This is a genomic window from Abiotrophia defectiva ATCC 49176 (assembly GCF_037041345.1).
In the GTDB taxonomy this organism is placed as follows: Bacteria; Bacillota; Bacilli; order Lactobacillales; family Aerococcaceae; genus Abiotrophia.
In genome coordinates, this window is record NZ_CP146287.1 from 721,979 (window position 1) to 748,879 (window position 26,901).

General features: G+C 50.8%; 11 protein-coding genes. All 11 read left to right on the forward strand.

Features of this window, described 5'->3' with window-relative positions; translation table 11 throughout:
- Positions 1-135 precede the first annotated feature (135 nt).
- The 11 genes from V7R82_RS03510 (at position 136) to V7R82_RS03560 (ending at position 26,863) form a co-directional block, all read left to right on the forward strand.
- On the forward strand, positions 136-828 hold the full coding sequence (locus V7R82_RS03510; protein WP_314394925.1) for a serine dehydratase beta chain: 693 nt from the start codon (positions 136-138) through the stop codon (positions 826-828).
- A gap of 41 nt (positions 829-869) precedes the next feature.
- On the forward strand, positions 870-1,754 hold the full coding sequence (gene sdaAA, locus V7R82_RS03515) for an L-serine ammonia-lyase, iron-sulfur-dependent, subunit alpha (protein ID WP_298076959.1): 885 nt from the start codon (positions 870-872) through the stop codon (positions 1,752-1,754).
- A 138-nt stretch (positions 1,755-1,892) separates the two neighbouring features.
- Entirely contained in the window at positions 1,893-2,156 is a 264-nt protein-coding gene (locus V7R82_RS03520; protein WP_023391835.1) for a hypothetical protein, read from the forward strand.
- Positions 2,157-2,212: 56 nt separating this feature from the next.
- Positions 2,213-3,070, forward strand: coding sequence for a RecX family transcriptional regulator (locus V7R82_RS03525; RefSeq protein WP_338543431.1), 858 nt, complete (start codon positions 2,213-2,215; stop codon positions 3,068-3,070).
- Positions 3,071-3,154: 84 nt separating this feature from the next.
- A complete protein-coding gene (locus tag V7R82_RS03530; protein ID WP_070755688.1) occupies positions 3,155-3,508 on the forward strand; it encodes a YlbF family regulator in 354 nt (117 codons plus the stop codon).
- Between the two features lie 138 nt (positions 3,509-3,646).
- Entirely contained in the window at positions 3,647-4,927 is a 1,281-nt protein-coding gene (locus tag V7R82_RS03535; RefSeq protein ID WP_338543432.1) for a DNA repair exonuclease, read from the forward strand.
- A complete protein-coding gene (locus V7R82_RS03540; protein ID WP_338543434.1) occupies positions 4,917-7,736 on the forward strand; it encodes an ATP-binding protein in 2,820 nt (939 codons plus the stop codon). The genes V7R82_RS03535 and V7R82_RS03540 overlap by 11 nt, the downstream gene beginning before the upstream one ends.
- On the forward strand, positions 7,733-8,677 hold the full coding sequence (locus V7R82_RS03545) for a 3'-5' exoribonuclease YhaM family protein (protein ID WP_303766108.1): 945 nt from the start codon (positions 7,733-7,735) through the stop codon (positions 8,675-8,677). The genes V7R82_RS03540 and V7R82_RS03545 overlap by 4 nt, the downstream gene beginning before the upstream one ends.
- A 15-nt stretch (positions 8,678-8,692) precedes the next feature.
- A complete protein-coding gene (locus V7R82_RS03550) occupies positions 8,693-9,349 on the forward strand; it encodes an SRPBCC domain-containing protein (protein ID WP_338543438.1) in 657 nt (218 codons plus the stop codon).
- Between the two features lie 523 nt (positions 9,350-9,872).
- Positions 9,873-26,033, forward strand: coding sequence for a DUF1542 domain-containing protein (locus V7R82_RS03555; RefSeq protein ID WP_338543439.1), 16,161 nt, complete (start codon positions 9,873-9,875; stop codon positions 26,031-26,033).
- A 194-nt stretch (positions 26,034-26,227) separates the two neighbouring features.
- A complete protein-coding gene (locus V7R82_RS03560; protein WP_314063957.1) occupies positions 26,228-26,863 on the forward strand; it encodes a hypothetical protein in 636 nt (211 codons plus the stop codon).
- Positions 26,864-26,901: the final 38 nt, after the last annotated feature.

Below are 26,901 nucleotides of genomic sequence, written 5' to 3' on the forward strand. Positions count from 1 at the left end.
GCTGGGGGCCAGTTTTTTGCCGCCAGATTTTCTGAAAAAAAGCCAGAAAAATTGAGTGCTTTTGCTAGAAAAATAGGGGCCTGAGGGTGTATAATAAGGAGATGACAAAGCCATATGGAGAGGAGCGGTGCTAGCATGAGCCAGGAAGCCAAGATTCAAGCCAAAAATACCAGCTATTCTAGCTGTTTTGACGTGATTGGACCTGTCATGGTAGGACCGTCTTCTTCACATACGGCTGGCGCCATTAATATCGGGGCAGCGGCCCAGAAAATTTACCGTGACCGCCCAACCGAGATTATCGTCCGCTACTACGAGTCCTTTGCGGAGACGCATCTGGGACACGGAACGGATTTTGCGACCATCGCTGGCGTTTTGGGCTTTTCTTATGACGACCATCGGGTTCCCAACTCAGTGGACATCGCCCGTAACCAGGGCATGAAGGTGCAATTTATCGAGATGGAGGGGCCAAGTCCTTATGACCATCCCAATACGGCTGACATTACCTTAATCAATGACCACAAGACTTCCCGCCTAGTCGGGGTTTCGGTGGGCGGCGGTAAGGTGGAGTTACGCCTGATTGAGCTAGGGGGCTTCTTGATTGAGCCGACAGGCTATTTGCCGGCCTTGCTCCTAATCAGTGACCGGCCGGAGACGGAGGCTAGCTTCTTGGCGCGCTTTGCGGCCGAAGGCATTGTGGTCACGCAGACCTTGAGCCAGGCTGTTCAAGGACGTTACCTGTCTTATTTCGAGATCCAGCACCACTTTCCACAGAGTCTCTACTATGCCATGGAAGAAATGGACCATGTGGAGTCTTTGATTCTACTCTAGTTGTGTCGACAACTATCGATTGTTGAGGTAAAGAAATGGGAATTTTTGAATCGATTGAAGCCATTGTGGACTACGCCCAAGAAACGGGCCTGTCCCTGGCTGAGATTATGATTGAACAGGAGATGCGGATTAACCGGACCAGCCGGGAAGCCGTCCTCCATAAGATGTCGGATGCCCTCTTAGCTATGGAAAATGCCTACCAGCGAGGGATTACCGGAGAAGGCGTCTTCTCACCAACCGGCTTAACGGGCGGCAATGCCGTCAAGATGCGCAAGTACCGCCAGGCAGGCAAAACCCTCTCAGGGCAAATGACCCTGGTAGGGGTGGAAGCGGCCTTGGCTACCAACGAGGTTAATGCTGCCATGGGTGTGGTCTGTGCCACTCCCACAGCAGGTGCCAGCGGGACCTTGCCGGGAGTGCTCTTTGCCATCCATGAACAGTACAAGCTGTCCAAGGAAGACAAGCTCAACTTCCTCTTCGTGGCAGCCCTCTTCGGCATGGTAACGGCCAACAATGCCTTTATTTCAGGGGCGGCGGGTGGCTGTCAGGCTGAAGTGGGGTCGGCTTCCGCTATGGCGGCGGCCGCGGCTGTGGCCATTATGGGCGGCAGTCCGGCCCAGTCAGCCCATGCCTTCGCTATGTCCTTGGGTAACCTGCTGGGTCTGGTTTGTGACCCGGTGGCAGGTTTGGTGGAAGTGCCTTGCGTTAAGCGCAACACGGTCGGTTCAACCAACGCCTTGATTTGTGCCGATATGGCCCTGGCCGGAATTGAAAATCAGATTCCTGCCGATGAGGTCATTGAAGCCATGTACAAGGTGGGTCGCAATATGCCGCGCGAACTTCGTGAGACAGGGTTAGGGGGATTAGCCGATACCCCGACCGGGAATCGAATTAAGATGCGGATCTTTGGGCGTGAAGTCACCTAGGTTATGAGCCTATGGCTGTCCCCTCTAGTAACCTATAGCCCTTTGGGGCAATGTAAGACCATTTAGCAAGACCATTTGCAAGACCCATCGTCACTCGCTGACTGTATGGCATTTTAAGAATAGGTGAGGGATAAACTCATGAATAATCAAGAAACTGTTTTAACATTTGCACAAGGTAGCTTAATTGCTAAGAACGAGCTGGTCTTTGAACTGAGCCTTGCCGATCAAGCTAGCTACTTCATCTACTGTGAATCAGCTGAGGCGGCGGAACGCTTTGCCTTTCAAGCTAAACAATTAGTTGAGACCTTGGCGCCTAGTGGCGACCAGGCTGCTAGCTTGTTGGTCTCCTTCGTTAAGGAAAATCCAGCTGGCTTGGCCTATCGCTACACGGTCGGCCAATAGTCAGGCGACTTTAGCCTAGCTCAGCCTATACCAGCAACTTGACCAGGAGGTGCCCCATGCGCGTAAGCCGGATTGAAGTACAGAAGAAGGACAAGAGTCGTTACTCGGTCTATCTGGACGACAGCTTCTGGCTGGGCGTGTCAGAGGGCACCTTGATCAAGTTCAACCTGGCCAAGGGCCAGACCCTGACCCCGGAAGAGTGTCAGACCATTCGCGACTATGAGCAGGAAGAGTCCCTCTATCTCAGGGCCATCAAGCACTTGTCGCGGGCCCTTAAGTCCAGTGGTGAGGTCTATGACTATCTCAAGGCCCAGGCCCTCAAGCAAGCGGACCTGGATAGCATGGAGGCCAAGGAAGATTTTCTAGCGGAATTAGAACCTTATTTGGGTCGGGTCATTGGCCGGCTAGTCAGCCAGGGTTACCTGGATGATGCCCTCTACGGGCGTAGCCTGGTCTTGACCGAGGCCCGGGTAGGGCGCAAGGGGCCCCAGCTGATCGGCCGTAAGCTCCAAGACAAGGGCCTGACAGCCAGTCAGATTGCCCAGGCCTTGGAAGCCTATGAGCTGGATTTGCTGGAGGACAATATCCAAACCTTAATTGAAAAGTTCTACAAGTCCCATCGCCGCTTGCCGGCTGGCCAGCTTAAGCGCAAGGTCCAGGAGCATCTCCTGACCAAGGGCTATAGCCTGGCTATGATTCAGCCTTACTTGGAAGATTGTCAGCCAGAGGCCGACTTGGACCATGAAGCAGACTTGGTTGACCAAGCGGCCAGCAAGGCCCGTCGCCAACTAAGCCGACGCCATGAGGGTAAGGCCTTAATCCTTAAGATTAAGGAGTCCCTCTACCGCAAGGGCTTTGACCTGGATTTGGTCAATCAGTGGCTGGATGCCCAGGACTGGGAAGAACCGATTTAATTCAATAGTAATAAAGTATTAATAGCCGAGCTTGGCTTGGATGTGATACACTAAGAATGAAGAAATTTGAAGGGAGATAGACGCATGTCTAACCAAAATGTCTACGATACAGCCAATCAATTAGAACGTGAAATTCGTCAATTGCCAGAAGTGGCCGCTATTCGTCAAGCCCTAGCAGGCATTGAAGCAGATGAAACTTCTAAGACCTTATTTGAGGGCTACAAGAAGCAAGTTCAAGAACTCAGCCTACGTGAGGCTCAAGGCCATCCAATTGGCGAAGAAGAAATGAAGCAGATTGATGAACTGTCCAAGGGCATCATGGCAGATGATCACATTAGAGGCTTGATTGAGGCCGAGCGCCGTATGGATCAAATCATTCGCGACCTCAACAACATCATCACCAAGCCTTTACAAGAAATCTATCAACAACAAGCCTAAGCATAGGCTGGCACCAACTGGAAGCCCCAGCCTCACCTGAGGGTGACGGCTCCCAGTTGTTTTTGTGTCAAGGGGTGGGACTGCCCCGCTTGACCCTGTGATGTTCAGTCCACCTATCCCTAAAGAAAGGAGAATTTGATGAAATTATTACATATTGCAGATTTACATCTCGATAGTCCCTTCACTGGGCTCACCAAGCAATTGCACTCATTACAAAAACACCTTATTCAATCTCCTTACCAGGCCTTCGAGCGTTGTGTCTCGATTGCCATTAACCAAGCGGTCGACCTCATGGTCATTGCCGGTGACATCTATGACACCGAGCAACAGACGGTGACGGCCCAACATTTCTTCCTTAAGCAATTAGAACGTCTTCATATTGCTAAGATTCCTGTGGTGCTCTGCCACGGTAATCATGACTACCTATGCATGGAATGTCAGTCGGTCCCATATCCCGATAATGTTCACCTCTTCAAAGACCAAGAAGTGACCGCTATCGATATCCCCCTTGCTGACGACCAGACCGTGCGCTGCTATGGCTTCTCCTATACCAAACGTTGGGTAGATGCCCGCATGATTGACAGCTATCCAGTTAACCCGCATGAGACCACCTACACCCTTGGGGTCTTGCACGGCCAAGAATCGGGCGACCACTATGCGCCCTTTGACCTGGAAAGCCTGCTGAGCAAAAACTACGACTACTGGGCCCTTGGCCATATTCATCAGGCCCAAGTCCTCAAGGAGCAACCCCTGATTCAGTATCCTGGGACCATCCAGGGTCGCCACCGCAAGGAATTGGGCGACAAGGGGGCCTTCATCGTGGAACTCAAGCCACAGACGCCGGCCAAGTCCCAGTTTATTTCCCTGGCACCCATTGTCTGGCAGGAAGCCCATCTGGAATGCCGCTCTAACTGGCATGAACTAGACCTAGTCCAAGCTCTGGAAGGCATCCAGCGCAATTATCAAGCCGAGGCAGAAGCTTCTAACCAGTCCCAACTGGTGACCGTGGTCTTGGACCACTATGAGAAGTTGCCCGCTAACTTGGCCAGTCAGGTAGAATCGGGTGAGGTGCTGGCGGCCCTGCAAGCGGATGTAGTCAACACGCCATTTGTGGCCCTAGTTAGCCTACAAACGGTCAGCCAAGTGGCCATCGAGCCTTTCCAATACGATGCCAGCCTCAAGGACAGCTTTGACCAGGCTAGCCAGGCCTTGAAGACCGGTGACCTCTATGGTCGCGTCATGCAGCCACTCTTCAGCAATGCCACCCTCAGAACCTGGTTGGGCGATCTGAGCCAAGACCAGGAGCTCAAGGAGTCGGTCATTCACAATGGCCAGCAGTTAGTGGTTCAAGCCGTGGGCTTTGACTCTGACGACGAGGACCTGACATCCGGAGAGGAGGGGACGGCTCATGAAGATTAAGACACTGGAGATTTATGGCTACGGCAAATGGGTCAACCAGAAATTCGAACTGGGCGACCAACTCCAACTCTTCTATGGTAAGAATGAAGCCGGAAAGTCCACCTTACAATCCTTTATTCGCAGCATGCTCTTTGGTTTCCCAAGTCGTCGACGTCGGGTCAACCAGCAGAACCGTTATGAACCTAAGCAACACGAGACCTATGGGGGCCGTATGCTCCTGACCGAGACCGACTTCGGTGATATTTGGGTGGAGCGGACCAGCAAGACCCTACGGGTGACGCGGACCGATGGGGAAGAGTTGCCAGCTAAGACCTTGGATGAGGTCTTGGGGGGCTTGGACGAGAAGCTCTTCGATAACTTCTATGCCTTCAGCCTGCAGAACCTGCAGGAGCTGGCTAATATCGGGGCCGACCAACTCAATGATTACTTCATGAGTATCGGGACCGTGGGGAGCGACCAATTCCTCAAGATTGCCAAGCAGTATCAGAAGGAGACCGATGACCTCTACAGGCCAAATGGCCAGAGCCGGCCTCTCAATGTGCTCCTAGCCGAGTATGAAGAACTAGCCCAACAAGTGGAAGTCCTGCATCTGCAGATGGGGGCCTATGATGAGCTGACCCGACGTCGCCAGGAAGAGGAAGAAGCCATTGCCCGCCTTAACCAAGAAATCAAGGACCTGGAGAAGGAAATCCGGGCCCAAGACAAATTAGTGGGCCTCTATGACATCTACCTCAAGGACCGGGCTGCCAAGCGGGAGCTGGAGCAGCTAGTCTTCACGCCCCTGTCTGAACAGACCGTGCGGGAGATTTCCGATGCCCTCAAGCTCAACCAGGCCAGCGAAATCCAAATCGTCCAATTGGAAGAACGGATTCGCAACCTCAAGGGCGAGCTAGGTAGCTTAACCAAGCTCAACTGGGCCCGTAACCACGCGGAAGACCGCCAGAAATGGCTAGTCGAGACCGCCAAGGCCAAGGAAACCCAGACCGTCATCGAACAGTTGACCGCCCGCATCCAAGAGCAGGGCGAGCTCATGACCCAGTTGGCCCACCAAGGCCAGTTCTTCCCTGAGAAGGTTGAACAAGGGCCTGCCTATGACGCCAAGCTGGAAGAAGGGCTAGCCCTCCAAGCTGACAAGCTAGACTTGCTCAAGCAGGAAGAAGCCCTCAAGGCCGAGCGCAAGGTTTACTTGGAACAACGCAAGGAACAACAAAACTATACGGCCATTGTGCGCCAACAGGTGGTTCACCTAGAACACCAGCGCATGAATGAAGAGGCCCAACTTATGCAGGCAACCAGCCTTAACCAGTATTTCCCTGGTATTCTGGCCTTTGCCGGCGGGCTCTTCCTGGCCTTCTATCAGAACATGACCAAGGGCGCCAACCTGCTCTTTTGGTTAGGGGTGCTGATCCTAGTGGTCGGGGTCCTCAGCATTGGTTATATCTTCCAATCCAACCGCCGTCGCTACCAGGCCTTCTATAATAGCCCGGTCCTCAACAAGATTCAGGACCTGCGCGAGAAGGAAATTCAATACCTGGAACAAAGCAAGGTCTTGGGTACCCAGATTAACCAGCGTGAGGAAGCCATCGAGGCCATTGAAGCCGAGCTTAAGAACTTAGCCAGCAAGCAATCTCGTTGGTTGGCAGCCATGGGCTTCTACCCAACGGCAGACCCTGAGCTCATCCTCAAGGCTAACCCAGTTAAGCAATACTTCGCCGCTGAGAATCAGAAGAAAGATTTGGAAGCTCAGAAGGATAAGCTAACCCAACAATTAACCGAGTGGCGCAGCCTCTTGCAACCCCTCTTTGAACGTTTCCCATTGGTGGACGACACGGTGCGTCAGCAAATTCGCCATGTCGAAGACGTTGAAGTCAGCCTAGTGCGGACCATGGAGCGAGGCCAAGTTATTGATGACCGCTTAGATGAAGCGGCCCAACAAATGAAGGCCCAAGAAGATGCCATTGCCGAGCGTCAAGCCATGATTGGCCAAGTCTTCAAGGACACCCATGCCCAAGATGAACTGGACTTCTTCCAAAAGGTCGAGACCAACCAGTTAATTGAAGAATTGACCGCCAAACGGGCCCTTTACGCTGAGCAAATGGAAGGCTATGAAGAAGCCCTGACCCAGGTGCAGAACAAGCAAAGCCTGCTGGAGAACTTCCACCGTCTAGAACACCAGTTGGAGACCCTCAAGGAACGCCTAGTGCCGCATCACCGCGAACGGGCCGACCTGGAAGTGGAAATCCACCATCTGGAACAAGACGGCACCTACCAAGAGAAGGTCCAAGCCTTGGCCAACAAAGAGACTCAAGTTCGGGATATGGTGGCCCTATGGGGTCGCAAGCGGATTACCATGGAATTGATCTATGCCACCCTACGTCATGGGCTGGACAATCCGCTGCCTGAGATGAACCGCCTAGCTGATGAGCTCTTCGAGACCCTAAGCTACGGCCGTTACACCCAGATCAAGCTCCAAAAAGACGGCATCAAGGTGCGTCAGTTCTCTGACATCTACTTTGAACCGCATGAACTATCCCAAGGGACCCTGGAACAACTCTATGTGGCCCTGCGGATTGCCTTCATTGAGAATGTCCGGACCATGGTTAAGATGCCAATCTTGATTGACGATGCCTTCGTCAACTTCGACGAGTATCGCAAGGCCAGCATGTACCAAGTCCTAGGCCAAATTTCGGAACGTATTCAAGTCCTCTTCTTCACCTTTGACCAACAAGCCGTTCATTTCTTCGACGGGGCAAGGGCTGTGAACTTGGACGCCATTCAAGTGACTCAAGCAGAGGAGGAACCGGCATGACCCAATTATTAGACCTCAATCATGGCGAGAGCTTCGCGCTCTTCGTCCTCATTAAATCCGCCGACATCCGGGTAGCCCGCAATGGCAATCCCTTCATCGCCTTCCGCTTCCAGGATCGTTCTGGGAGCATGGACGGCATGTACTGGTCGGCCACCGATGAAGAAATTGCCCGCTATCAAGCCGGCAAGGTAGTCTTCCTCAAGGGTGAGCGGGACACCTATAATGGGACCCCGCAGATTAAGATTCAGAGCTTGCGCCTAGCTGATGCGGGTGAGCCTGATGATCCCACCCTCTATGTAGAACATATCGGGATTAAGAAGGAAACCCTGGAGGAAGCCCTCAATGAGGCTTTGCTGGAGATTCACGAGTCCCATATTGCCCGCATCGTGCGTAAGATTCTCAACTATGCCAAGGAGGATTTCTTCTCCTATCCGGCAGCCAAGCGCAACCACCACGCCCTAGCGGGTGGTCTCAGCTACCACACCATTTCCATGTTGCAGGTAGGGCGGGCCCTGCTCAAGATTTACCCTGAGGTCAATGCCAGCCTGCTCCTAGGCGGCATTATCCTGCATGATATGGGTAAAACCATCGAGTTGTCTGGTGCCATTGCCACCGAGTACACCCTCAAGGGCAAGATGATGGGCCATATCGTCATTGTGGACGAGTTGATTGACCGGGCCTGTGCCGAACTGGGCTTTGACCCAGATTCTGAGCCAGTCCTCCTGCTCAAGCACGTGGTCCTAGCCCACCATGGTAAGTTGGAGTATGGTAGCCCGGTGGCGCCTCAGCTGCTAGAAGCCGAGCTCATCCATCACATTGACAATATGGATGCCACCTTCAATATGATTGCGACGGCCTTAGCTAAGGTCGAGCCCGGTAATTTCTCCGAGGCCATCTATCCGCTAGACAGGCGTCAATTCTACAAACCTACGTTTAAATAAAGGAGCTTAAGGCCTATGAGTGAACACGAGCACTGTCAACATCATGACCACGACCATAGCTGTGGTTGCGGCCATGACCATCACCACCACCACGAGCATTCTTGTTGCTGTGGCCATGACCACCATCATGACCACGCTCACGCCCATGACCATGCAGGCTGCGGCTGTGGCTGTGGCCACGACCATGGCCACGAGGAAAACCAAGGGGTTAGCGTCCAATTCAGCGGCGTCTTCAACCTGCCTAAGGAGCAAGTTTGGTCCCTCTTAACGGAAAATGACAAGCTGCAATCCTGGTATCCAGAGCTAGAATTCCAAGGCCTGGAGACAGGGGCCAGCCTCAAGTTCAACTATAAGACAGGCGGCTATGAAGACATGATGGTTCTGGATGTGGAGCCTAATGCTTACTTGTCCTTTACCTGGGACTTGAACATTATCACCTTCGAACTGCATGAGTTAGAGCCTGGCAAGACCACTCTGATCTTCACCGAGTGGTTGGCTGAGCTTAACGACCACAGTCCTAAGGACTTGACTAGCTGGATGATTGCCCTCCAGAACATGGCGGAAGTTGCCGAAGGCAAGCCCGTCAGCGACCGTGAGGCCCAATTCCACGAATACTATCCAAAAATTAAAGAAATGCTGACCCAACAGACCGACGTGGTCTTCGAGGACTAGTCAGCGCCCCAGAGGATGGAAGCTTGCTTCCATCCTTTTTTTGTGCGGGCTAGGGCCAGATAGAAGCCTTATGGTAAGAGAAGCTGCACATAGTCTAATGAAAACAAGGATGAAATGAAAACTCTATGTCTAGACATCTTTCATAGTATTGAACGTTAGCGAGTAATTAGTTTAAAATGTTCGCAATTATTTGAGGTTATGAACCAGGCAATTATAGCAAGTTATAGCGCTTATTTGTGAACTGGGTGATACCTGCTTAAACCCCTGCTATAAAGGTTAAAACAGAGGTTGGTAAATTTATAACGAACAAAGAATATCAAGATTTATAAGGCGAAAATATTATAATTTAAGGAGATAATGATGAAAGTTTATTTTTAATATGCTTTTTTATCAAATTGGTATTTGTTTTCTTATGTATTTGTGGTATTATCTATCATGTATGATTATGTCTAGGAAGGCACAACCCGTAAGTGTTTTCCGTTCTGCTAATCACCAAATGAATGTATAAAAAAGGGAGAAAGCTATGTTAGGGAAAAACAATCATTACCTTCGTCGCTTGCGCGAAGGTGAGAAGATCACACATTATACCATTAAAAAACTTAGCGTAGGGGTGGCTTCTGTTGCAGTCGGCTCCTTCATTATGCTGAACTCTGGTCAAGCATATGCAGCTGAGCCAGCATCTGTTCAACCGGAAACGGCACATACCCAGGCTGAATCGTCCGACGGCACGGGCGCTAGCCAGGAGTCCAAGGTCAGTGAACAAGCAGCAGTCTTATCCGCCTCTAGTGAGGAGGCTTCTTTGGTGTCCGCTGAAAGCAGCCAAAGTTCTGAGACTTCTGCAAGCTCAGAAAGTGCTAATTCTAATGAAGCAAATAGCTCAGAATCCAGTCAGTCTTCAGCTGACGAGAGCAAGCCTGAGCAAAAGGAAGACGGCAAACTTGAGCCAAGCCGTCAAAATGATACGCGCAAGACGCCAGGTTATGTGGTAAAACCTGTTGAGAAACCAGCCAGCGCGGCTATGCCACGCCCTGATAACCAAGGGACTCCGATGACTCAAGGTTCTGGTTTGCGTGGGAGCGGGACTGGCGCCTACAGTACGATGAAGTCACCTACTGGGACTGATTTGGTACCAGTTATTGACCCACAAAGCCTAAACGATGAAGAAAAACGTAGAGTACGGGAAGCATTTATCCGCTTGAACCCAAACTTTAGACTATCAGAACGCAATATTGACATCACTGACGATGGCAAGATTGTGATCACCGATAGCAAGAAACAACACCGCTATGAAGCCTTCTTGGATGAAGTTGTAACTAGACAGCAAAATCCTCAAGCGACTGCACAGCCTACAATTCCAGGGAACCTGACATCGACCGACTCCACTATTAGTGGTACGGGGATCCCTAATGCTATCATTGAGCTTGTTTACCAGGATAACACTACTGAAAGAACGACGGTTGATAGTACTGGGAACTGGACCTTAACCCTCACAAAACCTATTCGAAGTACATTTAATATCCTTAATAATGGTAGAGAGTTAAGATTCTTCCAGATTATCAATGGTGAAAGAAGTACTGTCGTAAATAAACCGGTTGAACTTGGGACATTTAGCTTCATTAAGAATCCCTTGGCAACTGGCCAAGCAGATTTGATTGCAGGCCAAAAATATATTGATGTTGCTATTCCTCATGACGCCCAATTCTTTTCTATTGAAACTAACTTGACTTCTGGAGCGAACGATGACCGATCGCAATTAGCTCTTAGAAAAATAGATTGGAATAGTCCTTGGACTGTGCATGGCGGAGGTACCTTTACTCGTAGACATATTGCTGCTCCTGAGTTAATAGAGAAGATTGAAGAATTGCCTGGAGCACCAGTGGGTTATCAATATCTAAGAATTACGACTGTTGCTCCTTTCAGGGTGAGAGAAGTAGGCGATAAAGTTCCGCGTCACTCTACAAAACCAGATCCAGGGCCAGATATCGTACCAGTAACAACCTCGATGCGTATGGTGCCAAAATATCATTTTGGTGGGACTATCGCGTCTAACCGTTCAGTAACAGCTAATGCCTCCAACGAGAAGCCAACCATTGCAGTTAAGACACCTTCTTTAGAGGTAGACATTAATCAACCGGTTACCGAGTCAGCGATCAAGGACTTAGTAACTGTTGCCGACGCCGAGGACGATGCTAAGCAAACAAACGGGACACCTGTTCAGGCTGAGATAGTTTCCTATTCTAAGGATGGTCGTAATGTTGCCCGTATTGACTCTACTGTTGAAGGTGAATACACCGTTACTTTGCGTGCTAAGGATAGCCAAGGTAAGCCGTCAGATAATACCGTTCAGGTACAAGTTCTCATTGGCTTACACCGCGATGCAGCCAAGCAAGCAGTTGCTGATGCTGCTCAACGCAAGAACACTGAAATTGATAATAATGTTGATTTGACAACTGAAGAACGTGCAGTTGAACGCCAAAAGGTGACCGATGCGCAAAATTCAGCCAATACTGCCATTGATCAAGCTAAGACTAGTCAAGCTTTAGCGACGGCTCAAAATAATGGGACGGGCACTATCAACGCCTTGACCCAGACGCCAGTTGCTAAACCAGCGGCTCGCGCAGCCATCGAAACCGCAGCTAATAACAAGGTTCAACAGATCAACAAGTCTCAGAGCTTGACCAATGAAGAGCGTACTGAGCAAATCGCAGCTATCCGTCAGAAAGAAGCAGCAGCCAAACAAGCAGTGGCGGCTCAAACATCTACTCAAGATGTCACTTCGACTCAAAATGCGCAAGTTCAGGCTATTAACGATACGCTGGTGCTAGCCTTCAAGAAACCAGCAGCCCTAGCAGCCATCGAAGCAGCGGAAGCAACTAAACGTCAGCAGATTCAAGATAGCCAAATGCTACCAGAAGAGAAGACTGCTGCATTACGCGACTTGGATAGCAAGGTTCAAGCGGCTAAGGATGCCCTGAAAACCGCGCAATCTAACCAGGATGTTCAGAATGTTGAAAACAATCAACTAAGCCAGATTCAAGCAGTTCCAACTCAATCTCCAGCCCGTCAAACGGCCACTAATGAGATTATGGATGCCTACAATGCACGTAAGCAATTGATTTCCAATGAATCTTGGTTGACAACTGATGAGAAGAACGAAAAGCTGCGTGAATTAGAGACAGCCAAGGATGAAGCGCTTGAACGTGTTAACCAAGCAAACGGAGAATATGAACTTAATTCTGCAAAAGTTGACGGTATCTCGACTGTTAACAGTGTTTCTGTTCAGGGGACTAAAAAACCAGATGCCAAGGACCGAGTAGATGCTGTGCGTGAGGCAATGTTCAACTTGTTAAATGCGGCAAGTAGTGATTGGACTGCTCAAGAGAAAACAGGCGCCGCCGATAAGTTGCTCCGAATTGCGGAAGAAACTGAAGCGCGGATTACGGCCGCAACTTCTAATGACAACTTGCAACAAGTTGTCAATGAGTTGCTTGCAGAAATTGAAGCGGTAAGACCACCAGCAATTGTCAAACCAGCGGCTAGAAAGGCCATTGAAGAAGCGCTTGCTGAACGCATTAAGCAAATCCAAGCCCAAGGCGACCTAACGGTTGAAGAGCGCGAACAATACCTTGAACAAGTCAAGCAAGCTGCTCAAGATGCCCACCAAGACATTTTAGCTTCTTATGGTGAAGTGGAAGTAGAACATGCCAAAGAAACGGCCCTTGCCAAGATTAATGCGCCGGCTGTTCCGGTTAAGCGTAATACAGCCTTAGCAGCCGTTCGTCAAGAAGCTGAGACTAAGCGCCAAGAAATCGAGAATAACCTTGATTTAACAGCTAATGAGCGTGATGTCTTATTAGGTCAGGTAGACCAAGTCCTTGCTGCGGCTGAGCAAGCCATTAAGCAAGGTACTCGTAATGCAGATGTTGAAGATAAGCAGACTGAGGGTACTAACAATATCCGTGCCATTCAGGTACAAGCTTCTGTAAGACCACAAGCTATTCAAGCTGTGACTGAACAAGCTAACACCCAACGTCAAGCCATTAACCAGACACAAGGTTTGACCGATAACGAACGTCAAGCAGCACTTAATCAGCTTGATCAGACCCTTAATCAGGCCATCGCAGAAATTAAGGCTGCTGATGACAATGAAGAAGTAGGGAATGCCAAAACCAAGGGGATTCAAGCAATCCAAGCAGTCACCGCAGTAGCTAAGATTAAGAACGAAGCCATCCAGTCGGTTCGCCAAGTGGCGGATGCTAAGAAGGACAATATCCAACAAAATACAGATTTAACTTCTGAAGAGCGCAAAACGCTCACAGACGCTATTGAGGCTGAAGTTCAGAAGGCAGTTGGTTTAATCAACCAAGCGAATAGCAATGAAACAGTCACAGCTGAGAAGAATTTAGCTGAAGAAACGATTGCTAATCTGCTGGTAACTCCAGAGGTTAAACCTAATGCCATCAAAGAACTGCAAGATCAGGCGGCCATCAAGACGCGTGAAATTCAAGAAAACAAGAGCTTGACCGATGAAGAGCGTCAGAAATTTACGCAAGATCTTCAACAAGCCCTTGATAATGCTAAGAAGCAAATTCAAGACGCCGAAAATAACCAAGCGGTTAGCGATGCTAAGACCCAGGGGCTTGGTAACATTGTAGCGATTAGCCCATACGGCCAAGTGAAGGCAGATGCCCTCGCCGAGATTGAAGCGGCACGCGAAGCGAAGAGTCGAGAAATTCAAAGTAAGGAAGGCTTGACGGCTGAAGAACGTCAAGCTGCTGAGACACGTTTAGCAACAGAAGTACAAACGGCAAAAGATTCTATTGGACAAGCAGCTGACAATGCGGGAGTCGGCAATGCTAAGTCCTATGGTTTAACTGCAATTCAAGCCATTAAACCAGAGCCACTAACTAAGCAAGCAGCTAATGAGGCATTAGAGAACGCCGCTCAAACTAAACGTCAACAAATTACTGACAATAAAAACCTCACTACTCAAGAAAAGCAAAAAGCAATTGAGGAAGTTAACCAAGCCTTGGCAACAGCTAAAGGCAAGGTAGAACAAGCCTCTGGCCGAGATGATGTAGCCCAAGCCCAAGCTCAAGGTTTGAACGCGATTGGCGATGTAACAGGCCAAGCTCTTAAGAAGCCACAAGCGAATGCTGACATTGAAGCAGCGGTTGCGGCTAAGCGTCAAGAGATTGAAGGCAACAAAACGCTGACCAATGAGGAGCGTCTGACAGCCTTTACCCAATTAGAAAGTAAGCATCAAGATGCTTTGCAGGCCATTGCGGATGCCGCAAGCAATGAAGATGTGGAGCAAGCCCTTAACACGCATAAGTCAGGTATCGAGAGCTTCACTCCGACGGCGTCAGTTCGTCAAGCTGCTTTGGATGCCTTTGATAGAGAAGCGGCAGTACGTGCTAATACGATTAATAACTACTCTGACTTTACTGATGAAGAGCGTGAAGACCACAAGCAACGCTTTGAAGCCCTCAGAGATCAGTTACGTCAAATGATTCAGGATGCCGGGACTGACCGTGAAGTAGAAGATGCCCGTGATAATGGGATTTCTGGTATTCACGGCTTCTCAATTGTAGCTACTAAGAAATCCGATGCGGTTAAAAGTCTTAATGAAGAAGCGAAAACTAAGCGTCAACAGATTCAGACAGCGCCAAACTTAACCGATGAAGAGCGTTTGGAACTTAATCAGAAAGTAGATCAAGTATTAGCTGATGTTGTATTAAACGTTCATCGTCAAAAGACCAATGACAAGGTCCAAGAAGCAAATGAGACCGGTGTCGAAAAGATTCGTGCCATTGGGACAGAATCTAAGATTAAGGCAGCAGCCAACCAAGTCTTGGGGACTGCGGCTGAGAATAAGCGTAACGAGATTCGTCAGAATAACCTCTTAACTAAGGAAGAGAAAGACAAGGCCATTGAGTCAGTGGACCAAGCCCTTACAGATGCACTCCAAGCAATCCAACAAGCGACGACTAACCAACAAGTCGGCGACCAAGAAAGTCAAGGGCTTCAAGCAATCCAGGGCGTACCACAAACTCCAGTAAGCAAGCCAGCCGCTCTGGCGGAAGTTCGACAAGCTGCTGCTAATAAGACGTCTACCATCCAGTCTAACGACAACTTGACGAGCGATGAGAAGGCCGAAGCTATCCAGAAGGTTAACAACGAGCTAGCTAAGGCTGAAAAAGACATCAATGAAGCAGCTGACGACCTCACTGTAGGCGTTGTGAAACAAGGTGGCATTACCAACATTGGCAATGTACAAGCTATTCCAAGCGTTAAGCCAGCAGCTATCTACGAACTTGAAGAAGCAGCGTCTAACAGACGTCGTGAGATTCAGCAGACAGAAGGCTTAACTAAGGAAGAGAGAGAACAAGCACTTGCTCAAGTAGACAATGCCCTCCAGACGGCACGTCAGGCTATCACTCAAGCTGACTCTAATGAAGCAGTGGCGACTCAGAAAACCCAAGGTATCCAAAACATTCAAGCTGTTACAGCAACCCCAAATGCTAAGCCAACAGCAATCAATGAAATTGAGGCTGCCGCGGAAACGAGACGCAAAGAAATCCAAGAAATTCCTGGTTTAACACAAGACGAGATAAACGCAGCCAAGGAGAGAGTGAATCAAGCAGCAACCTTGGCTAAGCGAGAAGTGGAAGCAGCGGCAGACCAAAACGCTGTGGATCAAGCTAAGACCAATGGACTAGTCGCGATTAATGCTATCACGCAAGAAGCGAAGGCACGTCCAGATGCCATCAAGGAAGTTGTTGCGGCCGCGGATCGTAAGAAGGCTGAGCTTCGTGACAACCAAGACTTGACCATTGAAGAGAGAGCGCAACTAATTCAAGACGTCGATACAGCGGTTGATAGAGCAAAAGACGCGATTAACGCTGCGGAAACAAATGACAAGGTAGCGCAAGAACAAACCAATGGGACGCAGACCATTGCTGCCATTACTGCAAATCCAGTGGCCAAACCAGCAGCCAAAAGTGCCATTCAGGCGGCAGCCCAAGAACGTCGCGAGGCGATTGACCGACTTGAAGGCTTAACTAGCGAAGAGAAAAACCAAGCTAAGCTAGCTGTAACGGCAGCTGAAGCGGAAGCTTTGGAAAAACTCAAGCAAGCCCAACAAAAGACAGACGTTGACCAAGTTGAGTCTGATGGGATTGCAGCTATTAAAGCTGTACCGGCACAAGCGCAAGACAAGCCAAATGCTTTACAAGAAATCCAAACAGCAGCAGAGGCTAAGAAGCGTCAGATTGAGGAAAGCAAGGCATTCACTCAAGAAGAGAAGAATGAAGCGATTCAGAAAATCACTCAAGCCGTCCAAGATGCGCAAGCTAAGATCAACCAAGCGGAAGATAGAACAGGCGTCTCCAACGCCAAAGGCGACGGCTTAGCAGCCATCGAAGCCATCCAAGCTGTGGCGCAGACGAAGCCAACAAGTCTAGCGGCTATCGCAATCTCTGAGCAAGCTAAGAAGAACGAAATTGAAAATAACAATCAATTAACTCGCGAAGAGAAAAATGATGCAATCAGTGCCGTAGAAGCCAAAGCTCGTGATGCTCGCACTGCAATTGAAAATGCTAACACCTTGCAAGAGGTTGAAGAGCAAGAACGTCAAGGTAAATTCGCAATTGACTCAGTACCACAAGTACCAACTACTAAGGCAACAGCGATTAATGAAATTGAGACGGCGGCCTCAACTAAACGTCAAGAGATCCGCGACAAAGAAGGCTTGACCGAAGAAGAACGTAACCAAGCCTTAGCAAAAGTTGACTCAGCAGTCCAAAACGCCCGCAACGCGATTAACACAGCGGACACCAATGCGTTAGTGGGGACAGCTAAGGACAACGGCTTAGGTGTAATTCGTGCCATTGAGGCGGAAGCCAATGCGAAACCAGCGGCGATAGCGGCGGTAGAGCAAGCAGCCGAAACTAAGAAGGCAGCGATCCGATCCAACGCGGCGTTAACGAGCGATGAGAAAGCGGAAGCCGAGCGGAAGGTCAACGAAGAGCTAGCGAAAGCGCAGCAAGCGATCAATGCGGCAGCGGATGACGCAACGGTGACGAGCGAACAAGGCAAGGGTACGACCGCGATAAGCGGGGTAGCCGAAACGCCAGTGGCTCGACCAGCGGCGGACAAAGTCGTAGAAGACGCAGCAACCGCTAAGCGCCAAGAGATTCAAAACAATGGTGGCTTAACGGATGAAGAGAAAGCGGCAGCCATTGCGAAGGTAGACGCAGCGGAGCGCGATGCGAAGGCAGCCATCAAGGCAGCCGAAAGCAGTGCCGACGTAGCAGCCAAAGGTGAAGCAGGTAAGGCAGCGATCGAAGCGATTAAAGCGATCGAGGACCCAGCCCAAAGCACGAAGGCCTTAGCGAAAGCCGAGATTACGCAAGCGGAGCAAGATAAGAAGCAAGAAATTGAGAATAACAATCAATTAACTCGCGAAGAGAAGAACGACGCAATCCGTGCGGTCGAAGCGAAAGCGCAAGACGCGCGTAATGCGATTGATGCAGCGCAGAAATTGGCGGATGTACAAACGCAAGTAGCGCAAGGGAAAGCAGCCATCACTGCGGTACCACAAACACCAGCAGCGAAGAATGCGGCGAAAGCAGCGATTCAATCAGCGGCGGAAGCTAAGAAGGATCAAATCAGCAAGAACAATGCCTTGACGGCAGAAGAGAAAGCCGAAGCGACACGCAAGGTAGAAGAAGCCGTAACGAAAGCCAACCAGGCGATTGATGAGGCAACGACCAACCAAGCGGTAACGGATAAGCAAGCTGAAGGAACGCAAGCGATTCAAGCAGTGCCAGAAACGGCCGTGGCGAAGCCAGCGGCGATCGCAGCAGTCCAAGCAGCAGCGGACGCGAAGAAGCAACGGATTCAAAACAATGGAGGCTTGACTTCAGAAGAACGTGCGACAGCGGTAGCGAAAGTTAACGAAGAGTTAGCGAAGGCGACAGCAGCAATCCAAGGCGCGACCACGCAAGGTGACGTGACGGGTGAACAAACCAAGGGGATTGCGGCGATTAACAATGTAGCCGAAACGCCAAGCACTAAGACGGAAGCGAAGGACGCGATCGCGACAGCAGCGGAAGCGCAACGTCAAGCAATCCAAGCTCGACCAGACTTAACGCAAGACGAGAAAGACGCAGCCAAGGCGAAAGTGACGGCAGCGGAAACGACGGCTAAGCAAGCCGTGGAAGACGCGGCAGACCAAAACGGTGTGGAAGCAGCCAAGACGAATGGGACGAATGTGATTGCGGGTATCAATCCAGATGCCAAGTCACGCCCAGATGCGATTAAGGCAGTGGAAGCAGCGGCGGAAGCTAAGAAGGATCAAATCAGCAAGAACAATGCCTTGACGGCAGAAGAGAAAGCGAAAGCGATCCAGCAAGTCGATAACGCAGTCCAAGCAGCCAAGAACGCAATTAACGCAGCGGGCACGGATGCCAAGGTAGCGGAAGAACAAGGGAATGGGACGAACGCGATAGCGGGGATTAACCCAAGCCCAGTGGCGAAACCAGCGGCGGACAAAGTCGTAGAAGACGCAGCAACCGCTAAGCGCCAAGAGATTCAAAACAATGGTGGCTTAACGGATGAAGAGAAAGCGGCAGCCATTGCGAAGGTAGACGCAGCGGAGCGCGATGCGAAGGCAGCCATCAAGGCAGCCGAAAGCAGTGCCGACGTAGCAGCCAAAGGTGAAGCAGGTAAGGCAGCGATCGAAGCGATTAAAGCGATCGAGGACCCAGCCCAAAGCACGAAGGCCTTAGCGAAAGCCGAGATTACGCAAGCGGAGCAAGATAAGAAGCAAGAAATTGAGAATAACAATCAATTAACTCGCGAAGAGAAGAACGACGCAATCCGTGCGGTCGAAGCGAAAGCGCAAGACGCGCGTAATGCGATTGATGCAGCGCAGAAATTGGCGGATGTACAAACGCAAGTAGCGCAAGGGAAAGCAGCCATCACTGCGGTACCACAAACACCAGCAGCGAAGAATGCGGCGAAAGCAGCGATTCAATCAGCGGCGGAAGCTAAGAAGGATCAAATCAGCAAGAACAATGCCTTGACGGCAGAAGAGAAAGCCGAAGCGACACGCAAGGTAGAAGAAGCCGTAACGAAAGCCAACCAGGCGATTGATGAGGCAACGACCAACCAAGCGGTAACGGATAAGCAAGCTGAAGGAACGCAAGCGATTCAAGCAGTGCCAGAAACGGCCGTGGCGAAGCCAGCGGCGATCGCAGCAGTCCAAGCAGCAGCGGACGCGAAGAAGCAACGGATTCAAAACAATGGAGGCTTGACTTCAGAAGAACGTGCGACAGCGGTAGCGAAAGTTAACGAAGAGTTAGCGAAGGCGACAGCAGCAATCCAAGGCGCGACCACGCAAGGTGACGTGACGGGTGAACAAACCAAGGGGATTGCGGCGATTAACAATGTAGCCGAAACGCCAAGCACTAAGACGGAAGCGAAGGACGCGATCGCGACAGCAGCGGAAGCGCAACGTCAAGCAATCCAAGCTCGACCAGACTTAACGCAAGACGAGAAAGACGCAGCCAAGGCGAAAGTGACGGCAGCGGAAACGACGGCTAAGCAAGCCGTGGAAGACGCGGCAGACCAAAACGGTGTGGAAGCAGCCAAGACGAATGGGACGAATGTGATTGCGGGTATCAATCCAGATGCCAAGTCACGCCCAGATGCGATTAAGGCAGTGGAAGCAGCGGCGGAAGCTAAGAAGGATCAAATCAGCAAGAACAATGCCTTGACGGCAGAAGAGAAAGCGAAAGCGATCCAGCAAGTCGATAACGCAGTCCAAGCAGCCAAGAACGCAATTAACGCAGCGGGCACGGATGCCAAGGTAGCGGAAGAACAAGGGAATGGGACGAACGCGATAGCGGGGATTAACCCAAGCCCAGTGGCGAAACCAGCGGCGAAAGCGGCGGTAGAGCAAGCAGCCGAAACTAAGAAGGCAGCGATCCGATCCAACGCGGCGTTAACGAGCGATGAGAAAGCGGAAGCCGAGCGGAAGGTCAACGAAGAGCTAGCGAAAGCGCAGCAAGCGATCAATGCGGCAGCGGATGACGCAACGGTGACGAGCGAACAAGGCAAGGGTACGACCGCGATAAGCGGGGTAGCCGAAACGCCAGTGGCTCGACCAGCGGCGGACAAAGTCGTAGAAGACGCAGCAACCGCTAAGCGCCAAGAGATTCAAAACAATGGTGGCTTAACGGATGAAGAGAAAGCGGCAGCCATTGCGAAGGTAGACGCAGCGGAGCGCGATGCGAAGGCAGCCATCAAGGCAGCCGAAAGCAGTGCCGACGTAGCAGCCAAAGGTGAAGCAGGTAAGGCAGCGATCGAAGCGATTAAAGCGATCGAGGACCCAGCCCAAAGCACGAAGGCCTTAGCGAAAGCCGAGATTACGCAAGCGGAGCAAGATAAGAAGCAAGAAATTGAGAATAACAATCAATTAACTCGCGAAGAGAAGAACGACGCAATCCGTGCGGTCGAAGCGAAAGCGCAAGACGCGCGTAATGCGATTGATGCAGCGCAGAAATTGGCGGATGTACAAACGCAAGTAGCGCAAGGGAAAGCAGCCATCACTGCGGTACCACAAACACCAGCAGCGAAGAATGCGGCGAAAGCAGCGATTCAATCAGCGGCGGAAGCTAAGAAGGATCAAATCAGCAAGAACAATGCCTTGACGGCAGAAGAGAAAGCCGAAGCGACACGCAAGGTAGAAGAAGCCGTAACGAAAGCCAACCAGGCGATTGATGAGGCAACGACCAACCAAGCGGTAACGGATAAGCAAGCTGAAGGAACGCAAGCGATTCAAGCAGTGCCAGAAACGGCCGTGGCGAAGCCAGCGGCGATCGCAGCAGTCCAAGCAGCAGCGGACGCGAAGAAGCAACGGATTCAAAACAATGGAGGCTTGACTTCAGAAGAACGTGCGACAGCGGTAGCGAAAGTTAACGAAGAGTTAGCGAAGGCGACAGCAGCAATCCAAGGCGCGACCACGCAAGGTGACGTGACGGGTGAACAAACCAAGGGGATTGCGGCGATTAACAATGTAGCCGAAACGCCAAGCACTAAGACGGAAGCGAAGGACGCGATCGCGACAGCAGCGGAAGCGCAACGTCAAGCAATCCAAGCTCGACCAGACTTAACGCAAGACGAGAAAGACGCAGCCAAGGCGAAAGTGACGGCAGCGGAAACGACGGCTAAGCAAGCCGTGGAAGACGCGGCAGACCAAAACGGTGTGGAAGCAGCCAAGACGAATGGGACGAATGTGATTGCGGGTATCAATCCAGATGCCAAGTCACGCCCAGATGCGATTAAGGCAGTGGAAGCAGCGGCGGAAGCTAAGAAGGATCAAATCAGCAAGAACAATGCCTTGACGGCAGAAGAGAAAGCGAAAGCGATCCAGCAAGTCGATAACGCAGTCCAAGCAGCCAAGAACGCAATTAACGCAGCGGGCACGGATGCCAAGGTAGCGGAAGAACAAGGGAATGGGACGAACGCGATAGCGGGGATTAACCCAAGCCCAGTGGCGAAACCAGCGGCGAAAGCGGCGGTAGAGCAAGCAGCCAACGTGAAGAAGGCAGCGATCCAAGCCAACGACGCGTTAACGAGCGATGAGAAAGCGGAAGCCGAGCGTAAGGTCAACGAAGAGCTAGCGAAAGCGCAGCAAGCGATCAATGCGGCAGCGGATGACGCAACGGTGACAGCAGAGAAGGACAAAGGCGTTAAGGCAATTAGTGACCTAACTCCAACTCCAGTTGCCAAGCCAACTGCGCAAGAAGCAATTCAAGCTTTAGCGGATAGTAAGAAGGGAGCGATTCAAGCGGATAATCGTTTGACTCAAGAAGAGAAGAATACAGCTATTAACCAAATACAAACAGCGGCAGATGCGGCTAAGCAAGCCATTGCGTCAGCAAATTCTGATTCTGATGTTGCAAACGAGAAGACTGCTGGTGAGGCAACCATTAATGCCGTCACTCCAACACCAACCGTGAAGCCAACTGCTAAGGACCAAGTCCAAGCAGCAGCAGATGCTAAGAAACAGCTCATCCAAGATCGTGGTGATTTGACTAAGGAAGAGAAGAAGGCTGCCAAAGCGGCCATCGACAAGGCAGCTCAAGATGCACAAGCAGCAATTGATGCAGCGACTACTGATGGTGCTGTAGCCAATGAAAAGGCCAACGGTTTAGCTGCTATTGAAGCAGTGACACCAGGTTCTGTGGCTAAGACAGACGCTAAGCAAGCCATTAACGCAGCAGCAAATCTCAAGAAAGATGCTATTCAAGAACGGACTGATTTAACTCAGGAAGAGAAAGAAGAAGCAATCAAGCAAGTTGAAGAAGCAGCTAAGGAAGCTCGCAACAAGGTTGATACAGCGGCTACTGATGCTCAAGTTGTGAGTGAGAAGGACGCCGGCCTTAAGGCAATCACTGATGTCACACCAAATCCAATTGCTAAGCCTACTGCTAAACAAGCAGTTCAAGATCTTGCCGACCTTAAGAAGGCTACAATTGAGGCTGACAAGTCCTTAACTCGTGAAGAGAAGGATGCAGCAATCAAGCAAGTTGAGGATGCAGCTAAGAAGGCTAAGGAGGCAATCGACGCGGCTCCAACTAATAGCCAAGTTGCAACTGATCGTGATCAAGGTAAGCAAGCCATTGCTGACGTAACGCCAGTTGCGGACGCTAAGCCTAAAGCAAAAGAGGCTGTTGAACAAGCAGCTAATGCTAAGAAGGCAGCCATCGAAGCTGATAAGAACTTAACTCGCGAAGAGAAAGACGCGGCAATTTCTGCTGTAGATCAAGCTGCTCAAGCAGCTAAGACTGCCATTGCCGAAGCTAGCGACAATTCAACAGTTGCCAACGAACAAGGCAAGGGTACAAGTGCCATTGCAGGCCTAACACCAGTTGCAGAAACTAAGCCAAAAGCAAAAGAAGCGCTGGAACAAGCAGCTAATGCTAAGAAAGCAGCGATTGAAGCTAACAATAATCTAACTCGTGAAGAGAAAGAGGCAGCCAAAGCGAAAGTTGATGCTGCAGTGGCTGAAACCAAGGATGCGATTGATGCCGCGACAACTAATGCGGAAGTTGCGGAAGCTAGCAAGGCTGGTGCTGACTTAATTGATGCCCTTAACCCAAGTGCAGACAAGAAGACAGCAGCTAAGGATGCCATTGACGCAGCAGTGAAGACTAAGACTGACGCTATCGATGCCCGCACCGACTTGACGCAAGAAGAGAAGGATGCAGCTAAGGCTAAGTTGGCAGACGCTGCTAACAAGGCTAAGGCAGCGATCGATGCAGCAACCACCAATGCAGAAGTAGATGCAGCGGTAGCAGCAGGTACTAAGTCCATCAAGGACCAAAGCCCAAGTGCGGACGCTAAGACGGCAGCTAAGGCAGCCATCGACCAAGCAGTGGCAGACAAGGCCAAGGAAATCGACGCACGTACCGACTTAACGCAAGAAGAGAAGGATGCGGCTAAAGCTAAGTTAGCTGATGCAGCTAACAAGGCTAAAGCAGCAATCGATGCAGCGACCACCAATGCAGAAGTAGATGCAGCGGTAGCAGCAGGTACTAAGTCCATCAAGGACCAAAGCCCAACAGCTGATGCTAAGACAGTAGCTAAGGCAGCTATCGACCAAGCAGTGGCAGACAAGGCCAAGGAAATCGACGCCCGTACCGACTTAACGCAAGAAGAGAAGGACGCAGCTAAGGCTAAGTTGGCAGACGTAGCTAAACAAGCTAAGGCAGCCATCGATGCGGCGACCACTAATGCCGAAGTAGATGTAGCGGTAGCAGCAGGTACTAAGTCCATCAAGGACCAAAGCCCAAGTGCGGACGCTAAGACGGCAGCTAAGGCAGCCATCGACCAGGCAGTGGCAGACAAGGCCAAGGAAATCGATGCCCGCACCGACTTAACGCAAGAAGAGAAGGATGCAGCTAAGGCTAAGTTGGCAGACGCAGCTAACAAGGCTAAGGCAGCGATCGATTCAGCAACCACTAACGCAGAAGTAGACGCAGCGGTAGCAGCGGGTACTAAGTCCATCAAGGACCAAAGCCCAAGCGCCGACGCTAAGACGGCAGCTAAGGCAGCTATCGACCAAGCAGTGGCAGACAAGGCCAAGGAAATCGACGCCCGTACCGACTTAACGCAAGAAGAGAAGGATGCGGCTAAGGCTAAGTTGGCAGATGCAGCTAAGCAAGCTAAGGCAGCGATCGATGCAGCAACCACCAATGCAGAAGTAGACGCAGCGGTAGCAGCAGGCACTAAGTCTATTGCGGCCCAAAGCCCAAGTGCGGACGCTAAGACGGCAGCTAAGGCAGCCATCGATCAAGCAGTGGCAGACAAGGCTAAGGAAATCGATGCCCGCACCGACTTGACGCAAGAAGAGAAGGATGCAGCTAAGGCTAAATTAGCTGATGCAGCTAAGCAAGCTAAGGCAGCCATCGATGCAGCGACCACCAATGCAGAAGTAGATGCAGCGGTAGCAGCGGGCACTAAGTCTATTGCCGACCAAAGCCCAAGTGCGGACGCTAAGACGGCAGCTAAGGCAGCCATCGACCAAGCAGTCGCAGACAAGGCTAAGGAAATCGACGCGCGTACCGACTTGACGCAAGAAGAGAAGGACGCAGCTAAGGCTAAGTTAGCTGATGCAGCTAAGCAAGCTAAAGCAGCAATCGATGCGGCGACAACCAATGCAGAAGTAGACGCAGCGGTAGCAGCGGGCACTAAGTCCATTGCGGACCAAAGTCCAACAGCTGACGCTAAGAATGCAGCCAAAGCAGCCATCGACCAAGCAGTCGCAGACAAGGCCAAGGAAATCGATGCGCGTACCGACTTAACGCAAGAAGAGAAGGACGCAGCTAAGGCTAAGTTGGCTGATGCAGCTAAGCAAGCTAAGGCAGCAATCGATGCAGCAAGCACCAACGCAGAAGTAGATGCAGCGGTAGCAGCGGGCACTAAGTCCATTGCTGACCAAAGCCCAAGTGCGGACGCTAAGAATGCAGCGAAAGCAGCCATCGACCAAGCAGTGGCAGACAAGGCTAAGGAAATCGACGCACGTACTGACTTAACGCAAGAAGAGAAGGACGCAGCTAAGGCTAAGTTAGCTGATACAGCTAACAAGGCTAAGGCAGCGATCGATGCGGCGACCACCAACGCTGATGTGGCTGCAGTTGTTAAGCAGGCCCAAGCAAGCCTCAAAGATTTCAGCCCAAGTTCTGACAGTAAGTCGGATAGTAAGCTAGCAATCGATCAGGCAAGCCAGGCTAAGATTGATGCCCTCAAGGCTCGTAAGGATCTGAATGACGCGGACAAGGCTAAGGCTATTGCTCAAGTCCAAGACCTAGCTCAAAAAGCTAAGGACGCGATTGACCAAGCAAGCAGTCAAGACCAAGTCAAAGCCATCCTAGACCAAGCACTAGCAGACCTTGCTGCGCTTAACCCAGCGCCAAGTCAAGTGCCATGTCCGGATTGCGAGACTCAAGCGCCATGTCCAGATTGTGATGCGAAGAAACAAGGCCTCTTGCCAGCAACTGGGGAAACCAGCAACCAGACCTTCTTCTCTGCAGCAGCGCTTGCTGTATTAGCAGGTCTAGGTCTAGTCGCAACCGGCAAACGCAAGGATGAAGAAGAGCAAGTGAGCTAATCTCATCAAGGCTAAGAAACCTAAAAACTGTCCTGGTGACAGCCTAACAAGAGCTTGGGATTTAATCCCAAGCTCTTGTTTTTGTCATTCATTAAAAATTCATAGTTTATTCTTGCTAAACTCCTTCCGTTTGGCGGATTTTATGATAGAATAAGAGAGTAAAGTAGTAGCATTGTCGAAAAGGGGGAAGTACGATGCGGAAGAAGCAATCAATAGCGCGTCGTGGCTGGGCCATGTTAGGCCTGCTAGCCGTATTCCTATTGGGAATGGGGCAGCCAGTCTATGCCAAACCAGACTGGTCCGAGAGTGCTCCCTATATCCATTTCGTCAATTACCACTATGTGGGCAATGGGGTAGAGGGTGGCGCCCGGGATGTCATTATGGAATATTCGCCAGATGCTAATGGGATTTTCCAAATCTCTGTCCTGGAAGGGACCAGCTCTAACTGTTATATCTACCAGATTAGACAGGACGGTCTCTACGAACTCGCGCACTTTGACACCTATAGCGATGTGGAAGACAAACGGACCACAGACGCGGCCAAGGACGACAAGCAGGCTTTGATTCTGCCAGCGGATTTGACGGTGGGCAAGGTCTACTATACCGGCTATGATAAGTCGGTTAAGAACACAGTGGTGGCTAATCCTATGACCTATGTCATCAATGGCAAGCGTTACGAGAACACCGTCAAGGTATCGCGTGAATTGCCAAATGGCACGATCTATCTCTACTATGCACCAAAAGCAGGCCTCATTGCAGTCGAAGATCAGGCAGGCAACCCTGAGTTTGTTCTGACTGAAACCTACGGCAATGTCGCCAATACCCGTTAAGTCAACTTCAAGATTCAGTTGCTCGCAACTGAATCTTT